This window comes from Pantoea sp. WEP (genome assembly GCF_041678305.1).
Taxonomy (GTDB): domain Bacteria; phylum Pseudomonadota; class Gammaproteobacteria; order Enterobacterales; family Enterobacteriaceae; genus Pantoea; species Pantoea dispersa.
On the sequence record NZ_JBGNXB010000001.1, the window covers coordinates 2,045,495 to 2,066,748 of the forward strand.

Here is a 21,254-nt window from a genome sequence, read left to right on the forward strand (position 1 = left end):
TTTGCCACAATGGCGACTCACTATAATGGCTCCTGATGATAATTTATTTCAGAGCGCCAAATGTCCGACAAACACCTGTTTCAGAGCAGTACGCTTAACCACCTCGATTTAACCAATCGCCTGATGGTGGCACCGATGACGCGCATCTCCGCCAGCGTAGACGGTGTCCCGGGCGAGCGTATGCAGCAGTACTACACGCGTTTTGCCCGCGGTGGCTTTGGCGCGATAATCACCGAAGGTCTCTACATCGATGAAGCCTGGTCACAGACTTACGCTTTTCAGGCCGGGCTGGTCAATCGCCAGCAGATCGCCGGCTGGCGGGCCATCACCGACAGCGTGCACCAGCACGGCAGCAAAATCATTGCACAGCTGATGCACGCCGGTGCGATATCGCAGGGCAATATTTACCGGCGCGATACGCTGGCGCCTTCGGCGATCCCGCCACGTGGTGAACAACTGCGGTTTTACCATGGCCACGGCGCTTATCCGTTGCCGCGCGCCATGAGCGATGAACAGATTGAGCAGGTGATTGACGCCTTTGCTGACAGCGCGGCGCGCGCCATTGAGGCAGCCGGTTTTGACGGCATTGAAATTCACGCGGCCAACGGTTATCTGCTCGATCAGTTCGTTACCGATTACACCAACCAGCGCAGCGACCGCTGGGGCGGCGATATTATCGCAAGACTGACGCTGACGCGGGAGGTGATCGCCGCGGTGCGGCAGCGCATCGGTGCCAACGTCACGCTGGGCGTGCGGATTTCCCAGGGGAAAGTGAATGATTTTACGCATAAATGGCAGGAGGGCGCTGCCGGAGCGCGCCAGGTATTTGCGCTGCTGGCCGACTCAGGTATCGATTATCTGCACCTGACCGAGCACGATGCGCTGCAGCCGGCGTTCGCGGACGCGACGGAGTCGCTGCTACAGCTGGCGCGCCAGGCTGCGCCACAGCTGCCGGTGGTGATCAACGGATCGCTGTCAGATGCCGAACGCGCCGGCATGGCGTTGTATCAGGGCGCAGATTATGTGGCGTTGGGCAAAAGCGCGCTGGCCAATCCGGACTGGCCACAGCGCGTTCGCCACGGCCAGCCGCTGCGCGCCTTCGATCAAAACCTGCTGGCACCGTCCGCGGATGTTAAAAACAGCGAGCTGGTATAACCGCCGTTTTCGGTCGCCATCCATGGCGACCCTGCCACAACGGAGAAAGACGCATGCCCACGCGCAAGCAACAATGGTGTGGGGTTTTGTCGGGTGCGTAATGCTGCGCACCAGCCGCAATAGTGTGTAATTTTGTAGGGTGCGCATTGCTGCGCACCTGGATAAACCCAACACTACCCAGCCCGCTTAACGTTTAAACGCCCAGCTCAGCTTACCGTTATCGGCGCTTAACTTGTTCAGCGCCTTCTGGTTCACCGCGTCTCTGGCACCGAGCGCCTGCGCCGTCAGCGGACCGCTATCACTCTGCGCAATCACCGTATCCTTCGGCACGCTCACCATCTTCTCCGCCACCTTTTTCACCGCTGCGGCGTAGCCGTCGCGGTCGCGCAGGTTGAACGCTTTCAGCGGCAGTTCCCGGCTCAGCCACTGTCCCCAGAAAAATTCAAGGAACGGCGGCGGGTTGTCTGGCTTATCGAAGCCGATATCGCGCACAAAGTAGATCAGCGAACGATACTCATCATCCTGCATATGCTGGCGACCCAGCTCCTGCGGCAGCGCTTCGGGGGCGATTTTACCGTTTGGCGTCTCCAGCCACACCAGATGTGCCGCCGCCATTTTTTGCCAGAAAGCAGCCTGGCTTTTCAGCGGGCGGAAATCATCGGTAATGCGCACCTGCACTGGCGTTGATAGGCCGGCCATGTCAGCAAAGTTGCTGAACGTATGGTGACCATCAGTCAGGTACAGTTGATTATCCGGACCGATAACCGCGGTTTTCATCGGGCCGGGCTCGCTGCCGACCGGCGCCTTACAGCTGAAACTGGCCGGATCGCGCACAGTGGAGCGCGGCGTGAAACTTTTCACCCCTTTTTGTCCCATGCTTTCGCAATAGTCATCGAACAGCTTTTCCGGATCGGCCTGATAACGATGCTGCTTGTAATCCAGCTGGCGATAACCAATGGCTGCCTGAGTGGGATGCAGTTGCGCCAGTTCGACCTGCACAATTTCTCCGGCTTTGATGTCGGGCGGCAGGGCGGCAAAGGCGGGGGCGGTACTGAATAGCAAGGCTAATAACGGCAGGGACGCTTTCATTCCATTTTCTCCTGAAGATCTCCCGGTGGAGCAACACGATAGCATTCCTGTCATCTTCCCGCTCTAGTGTTGTGGCTCGCGGTTGCGTTGAGGCAACCACTTATCCAGACATCTGACCACAACGGAGCACCTGCTTTATGATTTCTGCCACCCAGCATCCCGCTAAAATGCAACACACCGCCATCGATCCCAGCGTCCGTCTGCGCGACACGCAGATTGGCCAGCAGTGTGAAATTCTGGCGCACAGTTATCTGGAATACAGCGAACTGGGTGATTTTTCCTACCTTGGGGAACACTGCTGCGTGGCGGATGCGCAGATTGGCCGCTTCACGGCCGTCGCCAATCAGGTGCGTATCGGGGCACCGAATCATCCGATGGATCGCGCCTCACAGCATCGCTTCACCTACTGCCCGGAGTATTACGACAGCCGCGCGCAGCGCGATGCCGGTTTCTTCGCCGGACGCCGTGCCGATCGGGTGATCATTGGTCACGATGTGTGGATCGGTCACGGCGTGATTGTCCTGCCTGGCGTGACGGTCGGTGACGGCGCCGTGCTGGCGGCCGGGGCGGTGGTGAGTAAAGATGTGCCGCCTTACACCATTGTCGGAGGTGTGCCGGCGAAACCGATTCGCGCCCGTTTCAGCGCTGACATCGCGGCGCAGCTGCAGGCGATTGCCTGGTGGAACTGGCCGCTGGAGAAGCTGATGGCGCACCTGGCGGATTTTCAGTCGCCGGATATCGCCGCCTTCTGCCAGCGGCACGGGCGATAACGCTTACAAAGCTTGCTGCGCGGCGGCTGGCGGCGCATCGGCTTGCAGGCGTTTCTCCGGCTGCAGCAGCGTCATGGCCAGCATGCTGCCAAAGGCGATACAGGCGGTGACGGTAAACATGGCGTTATAACCGTAGTACTGCGCCAGCCAGCCGCACAGCATCGGTGAAATGATCGACGCGAGGTTGGCGATGGCCAGCGTCATGCCGCTGAAGGTACCAACCGATGCCTTTGGCGTCACGTCAATCACGACCGACCAGTAGACGTTATTCACCAGCGCATTGAGCGCGTTGCCAAGCGTCATCAGCGCGATAATGCCGGCAGCAGATCCGACCCAGGGAATAGCCATAAAGCAGCAGGCGGTGGCGCACAGCGTCACGGCGGCAAACAGGTTGCGCGCCAGCCGCAGATTGTTAAAGCGCGCCAGCAGGCGATCGGCGATGCGCCCGCCCAGCAGCACCGTCAGGCAGGCACCGCTCCAAGGGATCATCGCCACATACCACAGCGAGTGCAGGTCATAGTGGAAATTATCCTGCAGATATTTCGGCAGCCAGGTCACCAGGGTAAAGGTGATGTAGAGGAAACTGAAATAGCCCAGCGCGTTACACACCAGCGTGCGGCTGGTAAAGAAGCGCCACCACGGCAGCGCGCCTTCGTCCTGCGGCTGCTGGCGTTGCCCGGCAATGATCAGCTGACGCTCGACGGCATTGGCACGGGGATGCTGCTGTGGCGTATCAGTAAAGTGGCGCGCAAACAGCAGCATCGCCAGCAGTGAAAACGCGCCGAGCAGCATAAACATCATGCGCCAGTCGTTGGTGAGCAGCAGCAGTCCGACGGCAATCGGTGCGGTCAGCAGCGAGCCCACCTGGGTGCTCAGCAGGCCAATTCCCAGCGCGAAACCGCGTTCGTTATCCGGTGCCCAGTGGGCGATGGTTTTGTTCATCAACGCGTAGGCCGGCCCTTCGCTGAAGCCAAACAGCACGCGCAGTGCAGCAAACCCCATGATCGCCGAGCCGCCAAACAGCGCCATGCCCAGCTCTCCGGCCCACGCGGTGGCGATCTCCAGCAGCGACCACAGAATGCCGGCCATCAGCCAGACCTTTTTGGTGCCCAGCCGGTCGGCAAGGAAGCCGCCGCACAGCGACCCGAACAGATAGCCAAAGCCAAAGTAGCCCAGCACGGCACCGAGTTGCACTTTACTGAAGTGAAATTCCTGCGAGATGGCGTTGGCGGCGAACGACAGCGCACCGCGGTCGATGTAGTTAATCAGTGCGATGAGAAACAGCAGCGAGAAAATGGTGTAGCGGGTTGAGGACGCTTTCATCATGCGACTCCTGAAAATGAACACAGGAATCATTAAGCAAAGGTAATGCCAGATTGCTAAGGCTGCTAACTAATTAGTGTCCGCCATGGCATAGTGCCCGCGCCGCCGCAGTCAGAACCATCGCGCTGGCTAATAAATACCCGCTATCTGAGCGTACTGCACCAAACCGATCGCCGGCACGATCGGTTACGGTGCGCTGCATCACACTACCGGCTGCGTGACCACCGCGGCACTGCGCAGTGGCTCCTGACCTAAGCCAACGTGCAGCAGAATCTGGCTGCGGTAATGCGCATCCGCTTCATGCTGTTCGTCACTCTGTAATAAACCGACCTCATTCACATTTTTCCCCGCGACCTGCACCTTAGTGCGTGCCGCGCTGCGCATCCACTCGTACTCAATATCGATATGGCCGGTATCGATGCAGCGAATGCCGTGCTGACTGAGGTCGTAAGCCAGCACGGTTGCCGTCGGGCCAAGAGAGATCAATACCATGTCGAACTCGCGCGCGTGCGCCAGCACATTACTGTATAGCTCGTTATAAACCGAAAACGCGTTACGGTTGAGGGTGGTAATGCGCCGGATCTGCCGGGCACCTTCGAGCAGATCGTTACCGAGACCAAGGCGCGTGCCGCTACCCTCAACAATCAGAATTTTTTTATCGTGAAACAGCTGTTTAAATTTAGCAAAAATACGTGCCGCCGGCTGTTTATCTTTATAATCATGATAAGGTCGCGTTACCGACGTATTACCATAGCGATAGCCTTTCTTTAATAAATGCTCATAGTGGCGAAAGAAAAACGCTTTATGAAAAAACCAGAAAAGCGCTGAGCCAAAACGCATATTCCCGGTGCCGCGAAAGGCATCAGGCATACACAGCAGACAGCGATTATCGCTCTGCGTGCCACGGCGCATGATCTCTTTCAGGCGAATGGAAAGGCGTTCATCAAAAGACTGAAAGCCAATATTCTTAAATAGCGTCATTTCCAGTTCCCCATCCCCATAGCGGCACACTGAGAGCCGGTCATCGCTGAGCAGCAGATCGATGGTCTGTTCTGCTGACAGGACCTGATATTGCCGGGCGTGCGCATTGGCCACGGGAAATTTAATGGCAGCATGTGTGAGTTTAAATGGAAAACGTAATTTGCGATAAAAAGCGTCTGCGCTGATCATAATAACCTTCTTTTTATAAGCGGCTTTGCCGCAGAGCAGTCAGATAATGTATATCACCGATTAATTTGGCAGACAGGCTAAGGAAACTCTCAAAATAATAAATACGCTATTTCATTTATCAATGTCACCGTGCCGGAAAGACGCTATTTTTAGGGCAAAGCGCAGCGTTGCCTGCTTTTTTAGCATCAGGTTCTGACATGACCAGGACAAATCGCATTTGTACGCCACTAATCAATTAAATAATTTCACCAGAAATACATGCGCCGACAAATTGCAGGCTGCCCGGCAGCACGCCTGTCGCGCCCTTAGTCATATCGCACGCTGCGTTATCAAAAAATGCGGATTTTCCTGATGATTGATTAATTTCCTCCAACAAAATTGAAACGTGATTTCACTCACACTACGAGCGAAGCGGGGCGCAGCATGAAGGAGCAGAGCTACATTGATAAGCGGCACTAACGACACGCCGCCAGGCAGATTTTTAACTGACGGTTACGTAAGTTAAGATTTTGTTGAGTTTATGTGTCTTTAGTTTGGGGTGGTTAATAATGATGAGCGTTGAGGGATTCGCATGATAAACAAACTGACCAGTCTCGTGCTGGCGATTCTGGGTGTTGCGCTGCTCTATATGGGCGGCAAGCTGCTGATGATGGGCGGCAGCGCATTTTACGCATTGATGGCGGTGGGATTACTGATCACCGCCATTTTACTGTTCCGCAATCAGCGCAGCGCGCTGAGCCTGTATGCGGTGCTGATGTGGATCACGCTGGCATGGATGATCTGGGAAGTCGGCTTCGACAAGTGGCAGTGGATCCCGCGCGGCGATCTGTTTGGCGTAATCGGCCTGTGGCTGGCGATGCCGTGGGTGGTCAAACCGCTGTATCAGGGACAGCGTCGCTTCCACTGCCTGCTCGGCAGCACGGTGGCGATCATGATTGTACTGGTGATTGGATTGTGCTTTTACGATCCGCTGCCGCAGGCCGGCACCATCACCAATGCGCGTGAACAAAACAGCGAGCAGGGCGCGAACGCTGACTGGACCGCCTACGGCGGCACCGCCGACGGCCTGCGTTTCTCCGCCCTGAATCAGATCACCAAAGAGAACGTGCGCAATCTCGAAGTGGCCTGGACCTATCACACCGGCGATCTGCGTCAGGATAACGACGCCACCGAATACACCTTCGAAGCCACGCCGCTGAAAGCCAACGGCATGCTCTATTTCTGTACGCCGCACAATGAGGTCCACGCGCTCGATCCGCAGAGTGGTGCGGTGAAGTGGAAATACACGCCGGCGAAAGATCGTTCTTATCTGCAGCAGCATCAGACCTGCCGTGGCGTCAGCTATTATGCGGACGCACCGATTGCCGCACAGGACACGGCGGCGACGCCGGCGATGTGCCGCAAGCGCATCTTTAACGCCACCACCGATGCCCGCCTGATTGCGCTGGATGCCGACAGCGGTAAACCGTGCGCCGATTTTGGCAACAACGGTGTGGTGGATCTGCATGCCAATATGGGTGAGGTTCGTCCACACGCGCTGATGCAGACCGCCGCGCCGCTGGTCGCGGGCAATCTGGTGATTGTCGGTGGCTCGGTAATGGACAACGGCTTCAACAGCGGTAACCCCTCTGGCGTGATTCGCGCCTATGATGTGCAGAGTGGTCGTCTGGTGTGGAACTTTGATCCGGCTAATCCGCAGAATACCGCGCCGATAGCTGCTGGCCAGACCTATCCGCAGGATACGCCGGTGGCCTGGGGTACGCTGAGCGCCGACCTGAAAAACAGCCTGGTGTACGTGCCGTTTGGCAACGCCTCGCCGGATGAACTGGGCATCGAGCGTGATGCCAGTAGCAACACTGAAAAATTTCGTGATGCGTTAGTGGCGCTCGATCTGCAGACCGGGGCGTTCAAATGGCGCTATCAGAGCTCCCATCACGATCTGTGGGACCGCGATAACCCGTCACAGCCATCGCTGGTCGATATCAATTATCAGGGCCAGAAACAGCCAGTAGTGATCCTGCCGACCAAAACCGGCAACCTGTTTGTGCTCAATCGCCTGACCGGCCAGCCGGTTTATCCGGTTAACGACGTGAAGGTTTCGACGGAAGGCGGCGTGCCGGGCGAGAAATTCGCCGCCACCCAGCCGGTATCCAGCCTGAACTTTATTCCGCAGCCGCTGACTGAGAAGTCAATGTGGGGCATCACACCGTTTGATCAAATGGCCTGCCGTATGGATTTCCGCAGCCTGCGCTATGACGGCAATCCGTGGACGCCAGCCACAGAAGGCGGCTCGCTGGTGTTCCCGGGCAATATCGGGGTGTTCAACTGGGGATCGGTGGCGGTTGATCCGCAGCGTCAGATGCTGATTGCCGCACCGGTGCGCCTCGCCTACAAATACAACCTGATCAAGCGTACGCCCGCCACGGCGACGGAGCGCCTGTTCACCAAAGATGGCCAGCCTTACTGGAACGAAAACTTCCACGGTGATTACGCCATCCACATCCAGCAGCTGGCCTCCGGTCTCGGCATTCCATGCATTGCACCGCCGTGGGGCCGCATGGTCGGCGTGGATTTGAAAACCGGCAAAACCGAATGGCTGCGTCGCGTTGGCACCACGAAAAACCTGAAAACCAGCTTCCTGCCGGGTCGCTTCCCGATTGGCTTCCCGATGGGCATGGTGGCGCACGGCGGGCCACTGCTGACGGCCGGCGATCTGGTGTTCCACGGTGCGACCGCAGACAACTTCATTCGTGCCTATGACAGCACCACCGGCGAACTGCTGTGGCAGCAGGAGCTTAGCGCCGGCGCGCAGGCGACGCCATCCACTTACATGGGCAGCGACGGTAAGCAGTACGTGGTGATTGCCGCAGGCGGTCACGGTTCGCTCGGCACCAAAGCCGGCGACAGCGTGGTGGCGTTCCGTCTGAAATAATCCTGTCGATGCAAAAAAGGCGCCCGCGGGCGCCTTTTCTATTTTTATAAATCAGCTCATTAACGCCTGGCGCGCTCGGTTTGCACCCGCTGGGCAATGCGATCGCCAATCGTCTGATCGATGTTGCGCCAGTACTCAAACGCGCGCGACAGCACCGGCTCCTCCACGCCGTTGAGCAGATGACCGCTGACGTTATTCACCAGACGATCACGTGCCGCCTCATCCAGCACTTTATTGACCAGCGTATTGGCCTGGCCAAAGTCATCATCATCCTGACGCAGCGTGTAGGGCGCGCGCACCATGTTGCCGTGCGCTTCCCAGGTGGAATCCGTCGGGTAGCGCTCGCCGTCCGCCACCGGACCGCCTTTCGAATTCGGCGCGTAGACCGGATCGCTGACCGGATTGATGCGCATCGCGCCATCCTTGCTGTAGCTGTGCACCGGTGCCTGCGGGGCGTTGACCGGAATCTGCTTGTAGTTAACGCCAAGACGGGCGCGGTGGGCATCGGCATAGGCAAACACCCGGCCAATTAGCATTTTATCCGGACTCAGGCCGATGCCGGGCACCAGGTTGTTTGGTTCAAACGCCGCCTGTTCAATCTGCGCGTGGTTGTCGGTCGGGTTGCGGTTCAGCATCAGTTTGCCGACTTTAATCAGCGGATAATCGCTGTGTGGCCAGACCTTAGTCAGATCAAACGGGTTGAAGCGGTAGGTTTCCGCCTCGGCAAACGGCATGATCTGCATGTACAGCGTCCAGCTGGGGAAATCACCATTTTTGATGGCGGTAAACAGATCGCGCGTATGGTAATCGCCGTCCTGGCCGGCCAGCAGATCGGCGTTATCCTGCGTCAGGAACTCCACACCCTGATCGGTTTTGAAGTGGTATTTAACCCAAAATTTTTCCCCGGCGGCGTTAACCCACATATAGGTGTGGCTGGAGTAACCGTTCATGTGGCGCCAGCTTTTCGGAATGCCGCGGTCGCCCATCAGCCAGGTCACCTGGTGCGCCGACTCTGGCGACAGCGTCCAGAAATCCCACTGCATATCGTTATCACGCAGATTGTTGTCGGCACGGCGCTTCTGCGAGCGGATAAAGTGCTGGAACTTCATCGGGTCACGGATAAAGAACACCGGCGTGTTATTGCCCACCATGTCGTAGTTGCCTTCGCTGGTGTAAAACTTGATCGCGAAGCCGCGCGGATCGCGCCAGGTGTCCGGGCTGCCACGCTCGCCGGCCACGGTGGAGAAGCGCATCACCACATCGGTTTTGGTGCCGGGCTGAAATACCGCCGCTTTGGTGTAGCGGCTGACATCTTCTGTCACCTGAAAATAGCCAAATGCACCGCTGCCTTTGGCGTGCGGCTGACGCTCTGGAATACGTTCGCGGTTGAAGTTAGCCATCTGCTCAATCAGGTAGTGATCGTGCAGCATCAGCGGGCCGTCAGGACCGACGGACAAAGAATGTTCGTCGCTGGCTACCGGAATGCCAGCATCCGTGGTGGTCGGCTTGCGATCGTCATTGCTCATAATATCTCCAGCTTTTGTAAGGATAATCCAACCACTAAGCGTAGCAGCGAGGCGCAGGCTTGCCCGAATAATTGCGCCGTCTCATCTGGTTGCCGCATTAAGCGATGCGGTACAGCTCGCAAATTTGTTTTTATTTCTGCTGCTGGCTAAGCAGATTTTCCGTGCCGGAAAAAGCGCCATTCTGCGAATGGGATCGGAAAAGAAAAATTAATTCGCCCGTCTTTTAAGACAGGTCGCAAAGGATTTTTCCATATAAGTAAAAACAGACCTCGAATTAATCAATCATCTTATAACTTCATGTAAAATATAACTTTTTAATTTAATGATATTGATCAAAAAGAACCGCAATCCGCTTATTTATGCTCTCGCTGCGTCAAAGGCAATCCCGTTGTAATTAATGAATGGACATAATAAGAGAGATAAATATGGTGATGCATAAGGCTAAAACCGCGCGCCTGGCGCTGGCTATCGCGGGGATGATGGTGGGTGGCAGTGCAGCGGCACAGTCATTAACGCTGGAGCAGCGTCTGGCCCAGCTGGAAGAGAAAATCGCGCGCGATGAGCAGCAGCAAAAGGAGGCGAGCGCCGGAACAACCAACACGTTCCGTTTTTCCGGCTACGCCCGTTCCGGCCTGCTGATTAATGATAAAGGGCGCGGCGGACGTGCCGGACCTGCTATTTCGCCTGCCAGTTCGATCGGCGGTGATGCGCATATTGGCCGGTTAGGTAATGAAAAAGATCACTACATCGAGCTGGGCTTTCATAATCAAACCCGGTTCAGTAATGGTTCGTGGGCCAATTTCAAAGCGCTGCTGGCAGATGGCTCATCCAGTCCGGACCCGTGGGTGCAGAATAAAGACAATAATCTGAATATCCGCCAGGTGTATGTCGAAATGGGGGATTTCCCCAGCTTCAGCGGTGCTGCCCGGCATGCCTCGCTGTGGGCAGGTAAACGCTTTGACGGCGACAATTTTGATCTGCACTTCACCGATACCGATATCGTCTTTCTTGGCGGCACCGGCGGCGGCATCAGCAACCTGCAATGGAACGAGCAATGGCGCAGCGATTTCTCCATTTATGGCCGCAGTTTTGGCGACCTGGGCAGCAGCCGCTACGACGATAACAACGTGCAAAACCTGTTGCTGACCTCGAACCAGTTTTACGGTAACTGGCAGTGGATGCTGACCGGCATGAGCGCAAACGGCAACGACGAGCTGAAAGGGCGCGCATCGACCACCGGCAGCTATGCGCTGCGCAGTGACGATACGGCAAAGCACGGCGTGTTTACCATGCTGGCCTGGCACGATAATAACCGCTTCTACGGACTGGCACCGGGCAGCAGCACTCACGCCATTCAGTGGGGGAAAGGCCTGGGCGCAGAAACCCGGCAGATCGGTGGCGACGGCGACTTAACGCGCAACGCCAGCGCGCTGCGACTGGCCACTTTTGGCGTGATGCCATTGAGCGATCGCTGGTCAGTGGCCCCGTCGCTGCTGGCGCAGCACAGCGAGGATCGCTACCGCAAAGGCGATCGCTATGACTGGGCAACCATCAACCTGCGCGCCTCCCAGGCGATTACGGAAAACTTTGCGCTGCAGTATGAAGCGTCGTGGCTGTATATGGACCTCAAACCCAATGGCCGCAGCTATCAGGATGGCGGCAGCATCGCGACGTACAACGCGGTGAAGGGCGATGTGTATAAACTGACCTTTGCGCCAACATTTAAAGTCGGCAACATCAACGACATGCTGGTGCGACCGGAGATTCGCCTGTTCGCGACCTGGATGAACTGGTCTAAAGCGCTGGACAACTATGCGCTGAACGATGATTTCGGCAGCGCCGGCTTTACCGCTGGCGGTAGCTGGAACTTTGGCGTACAGGCAGAAGTGTGGTTCTGAGATCGCACTTCGCGCTGACCGGCTGAAGGAAGATTGCACGGTGCGAGGCGTTGAAACGGCCTCGCACCGCATCCGGAGAAGCCTGCCAGGAGCGGTAAAGCTGCATTCCGTCACCGATTGCGGCTATAGTGCAACGTACTGAACCTGAAGCGATAAGGAATCGTTGTGACCATTGCCTGCCTGCATACCGCCGCCAGTAATATTGCTATTTTTGATGACGCCGCACAGTCGCTCGGCATTCCGCCTCAGCAAATCAGCCATCTGGTGATGCCACATCTGCTGGCAGAAGCAGAGCTCAGCGGTGGCATGACGCCGGCCCAGCAGCAGCGTCTGGAGCAGCTGTTACTTAGCCTGACGCCGTGGTTCGACGCGATACTGATTACCTGCTCTACCTTAGGTGCCGCCGCAGACAGCCTGCGCGATGCACAACAGCGCTGTGCGGTTTATCGCACTGACCGTATGCTGGCGGACGAAGTGCATCGCCGTGGCGCACCCGCGCTGGTGCTGTGTGCCGCGGAGTCTACGCTGCACAGTACGCGCCAGCTGTTTTGCCCGGAGAATCTGGCACCTGACCAGCGTCCGCAAGTCAGGCTTATCCCTGATGCCTGGGGCGCATTCAAAGCTGGCCGGCTGGACGACTATTACACGCTGATCGCCGATGCCGTCGCTCAGGGACAGCAGCAGGGCGCGGTTCAGGTGGCGTTAGCGCAGGTGTCAATGGCCGGCGCCGCATCGCGTTTTCCTGCGCCACAGCGGCCACTTACCAGCCCGCACCTGGCGCTCAGTTTCGTACTGCAGCAGGCTAAAGGCGCGGACGAAGGTCATTCAAAACCACTGATTTAAGCCAACAAAAAGCCCTACTGTTACGCAATTTTGCAGCCTTTATGATGGTCATCAGAATCTGATTTTTGAGGAAGCTACTGATGAATGTGATTAAAGCGCAGCGCGACCAGCTGTTTGAATACGGTCCCTTTACCATTCGCCGGCAGCGTCCGGGAGAACCACTGGGCGCGCTGGCAATTGTCGACCAGATGACGCTGAAGCCCGGCGCGATGGTACCGATGCGCCGCCATCAGGATGATGAGATTTTCAGCTATGTCTGGCGCGGCTCGGTGCAGTACCGGCGCGAGGAGGGAGAGACTCTCGCCCTCAACGGCAAACGCGCACTGCTGGTGAACGCGGGCAGTGGGGTACGTCATGAAGAGTCAGCACCGCTGATTGAAAGCGAAATGCTGCAGGCGTACATCCGCCCGGCAACCGGCGGCGGTGAAGGGCAGGTGCAGAGCGTGTACCGGGCAGAAGGGGCGGCGCTCAACCAGTGGACGCTGCTGGCCGGTCCGCAGCACAGTGAGGCGCCGCTGACGCTGCGTCAGGCCGTTTACATCTATGACGTCAGGCTGGATCGTGGAGCACAGATCGAGGTGCCGCATTTGCCGGGTTATGCCAGCTGGGTCACGGTGCTGGAGGGTATTGCACGCACCGGGGATGTGCGACTGCAAAAGGGCGATGCGGTAAGCGATAGCGCTGCCTTGCCGGCTATCCACGGTGAACGCGACGCCCTGCTGGTCGCCTTTCTGGTGCAGCAGGATGCGCCTGCAGTGCTCAGCGGTACGCTAAGCGGCAGTTAAAACACCGGGTATGACACGGCTGGCACGCACCAAAGTGGCCAGTCGTGTCAGCGTGCCGCTGGCGATGTCACCCACTCAGGCGCTGCCGGCTTTTAACTCAGCGCCCGATGACCCATTATTTCGCGTGTGACACCTGTTCGTAGTAACCGATCTTCTCCACTTTGGCGGTCGAACCGCCACCTTCAAACTCGGATGCCAGCCAGGCGTTAACGATGTTTTTCGCCAGCTCCGGTCCGATTACGCGTGAGCCCATGGTCATGATTTGCGCATTGTTACTTTTGCGCGCTCGCTCGGCGGAGAAGGTGTCATGACACTGCGCGGCGCGCACGCCTTCCACTTTATTGGCAACAATCGCGACGCCAATGCCGGTGCCACACAGCAAAATGCCGCGCTCAAACTGCTTTTGCTGCACCGCCGTCGCCAGCGCAAACGCCACGTCCGGATACATCGGGCGGTCATTTTGCGCGTCGTTACTGTAATCAGTTACCTGATAATCCTGCTCTTCCAGCAGCTTTTTAATAATGTTTTTCAGGTCGATAGCCGCATCATCGGCACCAATAGCGATAGTTTTCATCACGTCTCTCCAGTAACACAGGGTCTGACACCTGCACATATGTTCGTCAGGTGATTAGATGTTCACTGACAGCCTGCCACAAAAACAAACATATGTTCAATACATGTTCATATGATTTAGCGATCGACCACGCAAAATCTCACACACATCCTGATGGAACGATCGCGCAGCGCCGCTCTGCTGCGAAAAATCCTGAAAATACCACCGAAAACAAATCTCATGCGCACTGTCACACTTTCGCCAACTGCGCTTGAGGTGCGAGCAAATATCCGTGTAGTGTTCATTTGTTCGCATGACCCTATCCATGTACAAGAAGACCCATTGAGGACTCGAACATGTGTCATTTGCTTCTTACCTCGCATTTTGTCTGTCGCCAGCGCCGGTTTTGCGCCTGGCCAACACCGTCTCACTGCGCACGTTTCGGAGGTGCGTTATGAATCACTCTGCTGTCAGCGCGGCTGAGCAGACCGCAATCCGCAAAATCTCCTGGCGCCTGGTACCGTTTGTGGCGCTGATGTTCTTTATCAACTTCCTCGATCGCACCGCCATTTCCTTTGCCGGCCCAAACGGCATGACGCAGGACCTCGGCCTCAGTGCGCTGCAGTTTGGTCTCGCCTCCGGCATCTTCTTTATTGGTTACATCCTGCTGGAAGTGCCCAGCAACCTGGCGCTGCATAAGTTCGGCGCGCGGCGCTGGCTGGCGCGCATCATGATCAGCTGGGGCATCGTCTCGCTGCTGTTTACCTGGGTCAGCAGTGTCGAAGGGCTGTACACGCTGCGCCTGCTGCTGGGGATTGCCGAGGCCGGTTTCTTCCCGGGCGCCATCCTTTATCTCAGCCTGTGGGTGCCGGCGCGCCACCGCAGCAAAATTCTCTCGCTGTTCTACCTGGCACAACCGCTGACGGTGGTATTTGGCGCACCGCTGGCTGCCTCGCTGATTGAGCAGCACGGGCTGTTTGGCCTGGAGGGCTGGCGCGTAATGTTTATGGGCGTATCGCTGCCGGCGATCCTCATCGGGATTGTGGCGCTGTTCTGGCTGGTGGACTCGCCGCGTCAGGCGAAGTGGCTGAATGACGACGAGAAAAACTGGTTGATAGCCGAACTGGAAGCGGAACATCAGCACAAGCAGGGCCAGCACCCGCACAGCGTGCGTTCGGTGATGGGCAACAGCCGCGTGTGGATGCTGTGCCTGATCTACTTCGGCTTTATTTACGGCCTGTACGCGCTGGCGTTCTTCCTGCCGACCATTATCGCCGGCTTCCAGCAGCAGTTTGGCACCACCTTCAACGTGATGCAGAAAGGGCTGATCACCGGCGTGCCGTACCTGATCGCCGCCGTCGTGATGTTTTTCTGGTCGCGGGATGCCGCGCGGCGTGGCTGTAAAACCTGGCACATCGCGATTCCTGCGGTCGCGGGCGGCGTCAGCGTACCGCTGGCGCTGTACATGGATTCACCGTTTACCACCATCCTGGTGATCGCCGTAACGGCCAGCGCCATCTTCGCCGCGTTACCCAATTTCTGGACGCTGCCAACGCAGTTCCTGACCGGCGCATCGGCCGCGGCGGCGATTGCGCTGATTAACACCCTGGGCAACGTGGCGGGTTTCTCCGCCGGTTACATCACCGGCGCACTGCATGATGCCACTCACAGTTATGTGTTACCGATGTTCGTGGTCGGCGGTTTTATGCTGCTCTCCGCTGTATTGATGCTGTTCCTCAATCGCCGTCGCGCGCAGCCTCTGCCAGCCTCATTTGTACAGGAGCAATAACATGACGTACCTGTTTAACCAGCCATCCGCGTTTGCCGCGGAACTGATCGAAGGCTTTGTGGCCGCCAACGCCGATAAAGTACGCCAGGTGAGCGGTGGCGTGGTGCGCAGCACGCGCAGCCAGCCGGATACCGTGGCGGTGATTGTCGGTGGCGGTTCCGGTCACTATCCCGCCTTTGCCGGATTGGTCGGCCAGGGCCTGGCGCACGGGGCGGCAATGGGCAACCTGTTCGCTTCGCCGTCGGCGCAGCAAATCTATAACGTCGCGCGCGCGGCGCATAACGGCGCGGGTGTGCTGTTGCTGTTTGGAAACTATGCCGGTGACGTGCTGCATTTTGGTCAGGCGTGCGAGCGGCTGCGCGCTGAAGGTATTGCCTGTGAGGTGCTGGCGGTAACGGATGATGTGTCCAGCGCCAGCCACGATGAGCGTCTGAAGCGACGCGGCGTCGCTGGCGATCTGTGTGTGTTTAAAGTGGCGGCGGCCGCGGCAGAAGCGGGTGACGATCTGGCTACGGTGCTGAAAAAAGCGCAGCACGCCAACGATCGCACCCGCACCTTTGGCGTGGCATTTTCCGGCTGTACGCTGCCGGGCGCTTCGCATCCGCTGTTTGAGGTAGAGAAAGGGCGCATGGCGCTCGGGCTGGGCATCCACGGTGAGCCGGGCATCAGCGAAACAGCGGTGCCGCGCGCCGACGAGCTGGCAGAAATCTTTGTCGACCGGCTGCTGAGTGAGCGGCCAGCGGATGTGGCGCAGGTGGCGGGACAGCGCGTGGCGGTAATCCTCAATGGTCTCGGTTCAGTCAAGTATGAAGAGCTGTTTGTGGTATATCGCCGCATCGCCCAGCTGCTGTCGGCGGCGCAGTTGCAGGTGGTGGAGCCGGATGTCGGCGAATTTGTCACCAGTTTTAACATGGCGGGCGTCTCGCTGACGCTGATGTGGCTCGATGATGAACTGGAAACGCTGTGGCGCGCGCCGGCCAATACGCCGGCCTACCGCAAAGGCAGCGTCCTGATTGCCGAACCGCTCAGCGCGGCCGAGTGCGAAGAGATCCGTGAAGAGACGTTACCTCAGGCCAGCACCGCATCACAACACAGCGCCCGGCGCGTTCTTGAACTGCTGGAAGCAGTGGCGGTGATGATTCAGCGTCATGCCGGCCAGCTGGGCGACATTGATGCGGTAGCGGGCGACGGCGATCACGGCATTGGTATGGAGCGCGGCATACTCGGCGCAGTGGAAAAGGCGCGTGAGGTGGCCGCGCGTGGCGCCGGCGCTGGCAGTCTGCTGTGTCGCGCCGCCGATGCCTGGGCGGATAAAGCGGGCGGCACGTCCGGAGCCCTGTGGGGCGTGGCACTGACCGCGCTCGGCACCGCGCTGGGCGACAGCGCGGCAGCGGATGCACCACGCGTCGCTGCCGGCGTCCGGGATGCCAAAGAGGGCATTATGCACTTCGGCAAAGCGCGCGTCGGTGATAAAACCATGGTTGACGTGCTGGTTCCGTTTAGCGACACGCTGAGCGCTGCGGTCGCGCAGGGCGCATCACTCACCGAAGCCTGGTTACGTGCGGCAGCGGTGGCGGAGCAGGCCGCGCAGGCCACCGCACAGCTGGTACCGAAAGTGGGGCGTGCACGGCCGCTGGCAGAAAAAAGCGTTGGCACGCCGGACGCCGGTGCGGTTTCACTGGCGATGATCGTCAACACCGTTGGCAATCTGTTAAAAGAACACAGTGCATCTGAACAGGGAGCGTAATTATGGCTCAGCCTAAAATCTGGCTTGGCGTCAGCCTGAAAATGTATTTCGGCTACCAGCAAACGCTGGCGTGGTGTCGCGAAGTTGCGACGCTGGCGCAGCATCCGGCAGTGCAGCGCGGTGATGTCGGGCTGTTTGTGCTGCCCGCTTATCCGGCCATCCCGGCGGTAACAGAGATTTTTGCCGGCACGCCGGTGCGCGTCGGCGCGCAGGACGTGTGTCAGGCGGAGAACGGCGCCTGGACCGGAGAGGTCAGCGCCAGCATGCTGCAGGAGCTGGGGTGCTCACTGGCAGAGATCGGTCACGCCGAACGCCGTCGCCATTTTCATGAAGATAAAACGCAGATTGCCGCCAAAGTGGCGATGGCGTTGCGTTATCGCCTGACCCCGGTGCTGTGCATCGGTGAACCGCAGCAGGGCACGCCTGAGCAGGCGATTGCGCTGTGCCAGCAGCAGCTGCGGGAGGCGCTGGCGGAGGCCGCGCAACATGCGCTCAGCGGTGAGGTGTTGTTTGCTTACGAACCGCAGTGGGCCATCGGTGCGCCGCAGCCGGCGCCGGACAGCTACATCCGCGCGGTGTGCAGCGGGCTACAGCAGCTGACAACGCCAGACGGCATCACGCTGCGGGTGATTTACGGCGGCAGCGCCGGGCCGGGCCTGATTCAGCGCCTCGGCGGCAACGTCAACGGCCTGTTCCTCGGCCGCTTTGCCCATGATCCGCAGGCGCTGGCGCAAATCGTGCAGGAAGCCAGTGCGCTGGCTGAGGAGCTGCCGTCATGAGCCGCATCGGACTCAGCACCTACGCGTTTTTCTGGCGCATGTCGCCCCAGGTGCCACAGCCGCTCACGCTGGCGCAGATGCTGCAGCACACCGCCGATCTCGACGTGTCGGTATTTCAGATTTGCGACTACCCGGCGATTGAGCAGTGGTCAGATGAACAGCTGCTGGCGCTGCGTCAGCAGGCGGATGCGCTTGGCATCACGCTGGAGCTGGGTACGCGCGGTCTCGGCAGCGCACACCTGCGCCGCTATCTGCACATCGCCGCCATTCTCGACGCGCGCGTGGTGCGCTCAATGTTCAACACCGCCGATCACCGGCCATCGCTGGATGAAGCGGCCAATCTGATTGCTGCCGTGCTGCCGGATTTTGCCCGCCAGCAGGTGCGGCTGTGCCTGGAAACCTACGAGCAGGTCAGCAGCGCGGCGATGATGTCGGTGATCAACCGCTTTCTCTCGCCGTGGCTGTGTGTCTGTCTCGATCCGGCCAACTGCGTCGCCGGACTGGAACTGCAGGAGCAGGTGATCGCCAATACCGCTGCGCGCGTCGGCAATCTGCACATCAAAGATTTCGCCTTTACCCGCCGTGCCGGCTGGGTCGGTTTTACCCTGGCCGGCTGTCCGATGGGCGAAGGGAAGCTGGATTATGACCGGCTGATCGCCAGCGTGCGGCCGGTCGATCGCGACATCAACCAAATCATCGAACACTGGTTGCCGTGGCAGGACGATGCCGCGCAGACCTGCGCGCGGGAAGCCGAATGGACTCGCCGCGCCGTTGAATTCCTACGCAGTAAACAAGATCAGGAGTCGTTAACATGAGCAAGGCATTGAAAACCATCACCGTGATCGGCGCAGGCGGCAAAATGGGCATGCGTATTTCCGCTAATTTGCAGCACAGCGCTTATCAGGTGTTTTACTGCGAGAATTCACCGCAGGCGCAGCAGCAGGTGACTGCACAGGGACGCGAGCTGTCGGATGCCGCGTCGGTGGTGCTGCTGAGTGACGTGGTGATCCTCGCCGTGCCGGATATCGTACTGGGCAAAGTCTCGCAAAGCGTGGTGCCACAGATGCAAAGCGGTGCGGTGCTGCTGACGCTCGATCCGGCCGCGGCCTACGCCAACCTGATCGCCCAGCGTGACGACATCGAATACGCGGTCGCGCACCCGTGCCATCCGTCGGTATTTCTGGCCCGCTACACCAAAGAGGAGCACGCCGATGCGTTTGGTGGCGTCGCTGCCGTTCAGCACGTCGCGGCAGCCTGGGAAAGCGGCAGCGCTGAGCAGAAGGCAGAGCTGAGTAAGGTGATTAGCGTGATGTACGGCCCGGTTGATCAGGTGCACTGGGTCACGGTGACGCAACTGGCGTATCTGGAACCGACGCTGGTCGAAACCGTCGCCTGCATGGTCGGTGCCTTCATGAAAGAGGCGCTGGATGAAACGGTAAAACACAGCGGCGTCCCGGAAGAGGCAGCGAAGGCCATGCTGTACGGCCATATTCAGATTGCGCTGGCGGTCGCTTTCCGCGCCACCAACCCGTTCTCGGATGCCTGCATGATCGCCATGGAGTATGGCCGCGAGAAGATCATCAAACCGGACTGGAAACAGATCTTCGATCAGCAAGAGCTGGATAAGGTTATTGCCCGCATGCTGAAAATTGACGCCATTCAGCGTTAAGCGTGACAGCCGCGGCGACTCGCGGCGTTGCTGGCTGGCGAAGCGAGTCGCATCAATGATATAACTCCCAGCTGAGCACTCCGCACGACGATACAAGACAGGTAACGGATGGAAAAAAACACGCTTTCTCAGGACTCCGAGCTGCTGACGGAAATTGCCGTCGCCTACTATCAGGACGAAATCACCCAGGAGGAGATTGCGCGTAAGTTTGGGATTTCCCGTATCAAGGTGGGACGACTGCTGAAACGCGCGCGTGAAGAGGGCATCGTCGAAATCAATGTGCGCTACCATCCGGTGTTCAGTACGCGGCTGGAACAGCAGTTGCAGACGCGCTTTCCTCATCTGCAGCGCGCGCTGATTGCCCTCGATTCGCCAGACAGCGACGAGCAGCGGCGTCAGGTGGCGGCGCTGGTGTCGGCGCATCTCGCGCAGTCGCTGAAAGACAACGCCATTGTCGCCGTGGGCCAGGGGCGCAACGTGGCGGCCGTCGCCGATTATCCCGGTCAGGTGCCGACGCGCAACTGCCTGTTTATCAGCGGCATCGGCGGCACCCATCGTCCGGGGGATGCCATCAACGCGGACCACATCAGTCGCCGGCTGGCCAAAAAGTTTGGCGGCATCAGCGAAACCCTGTACGCCCCGGCTTACGTCGAAAACCGGGCGCTGCGTGACGCTTTCATGCAAAACGGCACCATCAAAGAGACGCTCGACCGCGCGCGCAAAGCGGATGTGGCACTGGTGGGCATCGGCGACATGAACGAAAACAGCTATATGGTGAAGCTCGGCTGGTTCACACCGCATGAGATCATTGATGCCAGCGTCAATCAGGGCGTGACCGGTGATGTGGCCGGCTATGATTTTTTTAATGCTCAGGGCCAGCACGTGGATACGGTGATGAACGACCGGGTAATTGGCCTGAGTATCGACGAGCTGCGTAAAATTCCCTGCGTGATTGCCATTGCCGCTGAAAACACCAAAGCCATGGCGATCCTCGGCGCGCTGCGTACCGGCGCTATCGACATCATTGCCACCACGGCGCAGAACATCCGCACCATTCTGAGCATGTCGCAGTAACGCATAAACGCCTGCCCGGCGCGGCCTGCGGGCGTGCCGGGTGAGGGGGATTCTGCGGCAGGTCGCTGTCCATCACCCAACCGTCACGTCAGCGCCATAAATCTTTCATCCGCCTCAGCTAGCTTACCGCCATTCTGATTTCAGGACTGCGG

At 58.6% G+C, this 21,254-nt stretch carries 17 protein-coding genes; 12 read left to right on the top strand and 5 right to left on the bottom strand.

Features of this window, described 5'->3' with window-relative positions:
* The first annotated feature begins 60 nt into the window (after positions 1-60).
* A complete protein-coding gene (locus tag ABVR31_RS09415; RefSeq protein WP_372772528.1) occupies positions 61-1,155 on the top strand; it encodes an NADH:flavin oxidoreductase in 1,095 nt (364 codons plus the stop codon).
* 186 nt (positions 1,156-1,341) lie between these two features.
* Here the strand turns inward: ABVR31_RS09415 and ABVR31_RS09420 are convergent, their stop codons facing one another.
* Positions 1,342-2,244: a ParB/Srx family N-terminal domain-containing protein gene (locus ABVR31_RS09420; RefSeq protein ID WP_059008883.1), complete on the bottom strand. Its 903-nt coding sequence runs from the start codon at positions 2,242-2,244 to the stop codon at positions 1,342-1,344.
* A gap of 137 nt (positions 2,245-2,381) precedes the next feature.
* On the opposite strand from ABVR31_RS09420, the gene ABVR31_RS09425 reads away from it, so the two are divergent.
* Complete coding sequence (locus ABVR31_RS09425) at positions 2,382-3,014, top strand: DapH/DapD/GlmU-related protein (RefSeq protein ID WP_372772530.1); 633 nt, start codon at positions 2,382-2,384, stop codon at positions 3,012-3,014.
* 3 nt (positions 3,015-3,017) lie between these two features.
* On the opposite strand, the gene ABVR31_RS09430 is transcribed toward ABVR31_RS09425, so the two are convergent.
* Positions 3,018-4,337 (bottom strand): MFS transporter, encoded by a 1,320-nt coding sequence (locus tag ABVR31_RS09430; RefSeq protein WP_222952037.1) that lies wholly within the window; start codon positions 4,335-4,337, stop codon positions 3,018-3,020.
* 201 nt (positions 4,338-4,538) lie between these two features.
* Positions 4,539-5,507 carry a GT-D fold domain-containing glycosyltransferase gene (locus ABVR31_RS09435; RefSeq protein ID WP_315657593.1) on the bottom strand — a complete coding sequence of 323 codons (969 nt, stop codon included), beginning with the start codon at positions 5,505-5,507 and terminating at the stop codon, positions 4,539-4,541.
* Positions 5,508-6,078: 571 nt separating this feature from the next.
* Here ABVR31_RS09435 and ABVR31_RS09440 point away from each other — a divergent pair.
* Positions 6,079-8,439 (top strand): membrane-bound PQQ-dependent dehydrogenase, glucose/quinate/shikimate family, encoded by a 2,361-nt coding sequence (locus ABVR31_RS09440; RefSeq protein WP_372772532.1) that lies wholly within the window; start codon positions 6,079-6,081, stop codon positions 8,437-8,439.
* 59 nt (positions 8,440-8,498) lie between these two features.
* Here the strand turns inward: ABVR31_RS09440 and ABVR31_RS09445 are convergent, their stop codons facing one another.
* On the bottom strand, positions 8,499-9,965 hold the full coding sequence (locus ABVR31_RS09445) for a catalase (protein WP_372772534.1): 1,467 nt from the start codon (positions 9,963-9,965) through the stop codon (positions 8,499-8,501).
* Positions 9,966-10,441: 476 nt separating this feature from the next.
* On the opposite strand from ABVR31_RS09445, the gene ABVR31_RS09450 reads away from it, so the two are divergent.
* The 3 genes from ABVR31_RS09450 to ABVR31_RS09460 all read left to right on the top strand — a co-directional run bounded on the left by ABVR31_RS09450 (position 10,442) and on the right by ABVR31_RS09460 (position 13,491).
* On the top strand, positions 10,442-11,863 hold the full coding sequence (locus ABVR31_RS09450) for a carbohydrate porin (RefSeq protein ID WP_372774012.1): 1,422 nt from the start codon (positions 10,442-10,444) through the stop codon (positions 11,861-11,863).
* A 165-nt stretch (positions 11,864-12,028) separates the two neighbouring features.
* The gene (locus ABVR31_RS09455) at positions 12,029-12,706 is read left to right on the top strand and encodes a glutamate racemase (protein WP_372772536.1); all 678 of its coding nucleotides are present in this window, start codon (positions 12,029-12,031) and stop codon (positions 12,704-12,706) included.
* 80 nt (positions 12,707-12,786) lie between these two features.
* On the top strand, positions 12,787-13,491 hold the full coding sequence (locus tag ABVR31_RS09460) for a pirin family protein (protein ID WP_372772538.1): 705 nt from the start codon (positions 12,787-12,789) through the stop codon (positions 13,489-13,491).
* A 115-nt stretch (positions 13,492-13,606) separates the two neighbouring features.
* Here the strand turns inward: ABVR31_RS09460 and ABVR31_RS09465 are convergent, their stop codons facing one another.
* The gene (locus ABVR31_RS09465; RefSeq protein WP_021506001.1) at positions 13,607-14,065 is read right to left on the bottom strand and encodes an RpiB/LacA/LacB family sugar-phosphate isomerase; all 459 of its coding nucleotides are present in this window, start codon (positions 14,063-14,065) and stop codon (positions 13,607-13,609) included.
* A 433-nt stretch (positions 14,066-14,498) separates the two neighbouring features.
* Between ABVR31_RS09465 and ABVR31_RS09470 the strand changes: the two genes are divergently transcribed.
* The 6 genes from ABVR31_RS09470 (at position 14,499) to ABVR31_RS09495 (ending at position 21,102) form a co-directional block, all read left to right on the top strand.
* Positions 14,499-15,833: an MFS transporter gene (locus ABVR31_RS09470; RefSeq protein ID WP_288443001.1), complete on the top strand. Its 1,335-nt coding sequence runs from the start codon at positions 14,499-14,501 to the stop codon at positions 15,831-15,833.
* Position 15,834: 1 nt separating this feature from the next.
* A complete protein-coding gene (locus ABVR31_RS09475; protein WP_315657581.1) occupies positions 15,835-17,580 on the top strand; it encodes a dihydroxyacetone kinase family protein in 1,746 nt (581 codons plus the stop codon).
* A gap of 2 nt (positions 17,581-17,582) precedes the next feature.
* Positions 17,583-18,359, top strand: coding sequence for a triose-phosphate isomerase (locus tag ABVR31_RS09480; protein WP_372772540.1), 777 nt, complete (start codon positions 17,583-17,585; stop codon positions 18,357-18,359).
* Complete coding sequence (locus ABVR31_RS09485) at positions 18,356-19,174, top strand: sugar phosphate isomerase/epimerase (RefSeq protein WP_058758582.1); 819 nt, start codon at positions 18,356-18,358, stop codon at positions 19,172-19,174. Before ABVR31_RS09480 ends, ABVR31_RS09485 begins: the two co-directional genes overlap by 4 nt.
* Positions 19,171-20,028 carry a phosphogluconate dehydrogenase C-terminal domain-containing protein gene (locus ABVR31_RS09490; RefSeq protein ID WP_372772542.1) on the top strand — a complete coding sequence of 286 codons (858 nt, stop codon included), beginning with the start codon at positions 19,171-19,173 and terminating at the stop codon, positions 20,026-20,028. Before ABVR31_RS09485 ends, ABVR31_RS09490 begins: the two co-directional genes overlap by 4 nt.
* Before the next feature lie 108 nt (positions 20,029-20,136).
* Positions 20,137-21,102 carry a sugar-binding transcriptional regulator gene (locus ABVR31_RS09495; RefSeq protein ID WP_021506007.1) on the top strand — a complete coding sequence of 322 codons (966 nt, stop codon included), beginning with the start codon at positions 20,137-20,139 and terminating at the stop codon, positions 21,100-21,102.
* Positions 21,103-21,254 lie beyond the last annotated feature (152 nt).

Coding starts and splice junctions, on each gene's coding strand:
- ABVR31_RS09430 (WP_222952037.1), bottom strand. CDS start 4,337: ATGAAAGCGTCCTCAACCCGCTACACCATTTTCTCGCTGCTGTTTCTC.
- ABVR31_RS09475 (WP_315657581.1), top strand. CDS start 15,835: ATGACGTACCTGTTTAACCAGCCATCCGCGTTTGCCGCGGAACTGATC.
- ABVR31_RS09480 (WP_372772540.1), top strand. CDS start 17,583: ATGGCTCAGCCTAAAATCTGGCTTGGCGTCAGCCTGAAAATGTATTTC.
- ABVR31_RS09470 (WP_288443001.1), top strand. CDS start 14,499: ATGAATCACTCTGCTGTCAGCGCGGCTGAGCAGACCGCAATCCGCAAA.
- ABVR31_RS09460 (WP_372772538.1), top strand. CDS start 12,787: ATGAATGTGATTAAAGCGCAGCGCGACCAGCTGTTTGAATACGGTCCC.
- ABVR31_RS09485 (WP_058758582.1), top strand. CDS start 18,356: ATGAGCCGCATCGGACTCAGCACCTACGCGTTTTTCTGGCGCATGTCG.
- ABVR31_RS09445 (WP_372772534.1), bottom strand. CDS start 9,965: ATGAGCAATGACGATCGCAAGCCGACCACCACGGATGCTGGCATTCCG.
- ABVR31_RS09420 (WP_059008883.1), bottom strand. CDS start 2,244: ATGAAAGCGTCCCTGCCGTTATTAGCCTTGCTATTCAGTACCGCCCCC.
- ABVR31_RS09440 (WP_372772532.1), top strand. CDS start 6,079: ATGATAAACAAACTGACCAGTCTCGTGCTGGCGATTCTGGGTGTTGCG.
- ABVR31_RS09450 (WP_372774012.1), top strand. CDS start 10,442: ATGATGGTGGGTGGCAGTGCAGCGGCACAGTCATTAACGCTGGAGCAG.
- ABVR31_RS09435 (WP_315657593.1), bottom strand. CDS start 5,507: ATGATCAGCGCAGACGCTTTTTATCGCAAATTACGTTTTCCATTTAAA.
- ABVR31_RS09495 (WP_021506007.1), top strand. CDS start 20,137: ATGGAAAAAAACACGCTTTCTCAGGACTCCGAGCTGCTGACGGAAATT.
- ABVR31_RS09465 (WP_021506001.1), bottom strand. CDS start 14,065: ATGAAAACTATCGCTATTGGTGCCGATGATGCGGCTATCGACCTGAAA.
- ABVR31_RS09415 (WP_372772528.1), top strand. CDS start 61: ATGTCCGACAAACACCTGTTTCAGAGCAGTACGCTTAACCACCTCGAT.
- ABVR31_RS09425 (WP_372772530.1), top strand. CDS start 2,382: ATGATTTCTGCCACCCAGCATCCCGCTAAAATGCAACACACCGCCATC.
- ABVR31_RS09490 (WP_372772542.1), top strand. CDS start 19,171: ATGAGCAAGGCATTGAAAACCATCACCGTGATCGGCGCAGGCGGCAAA.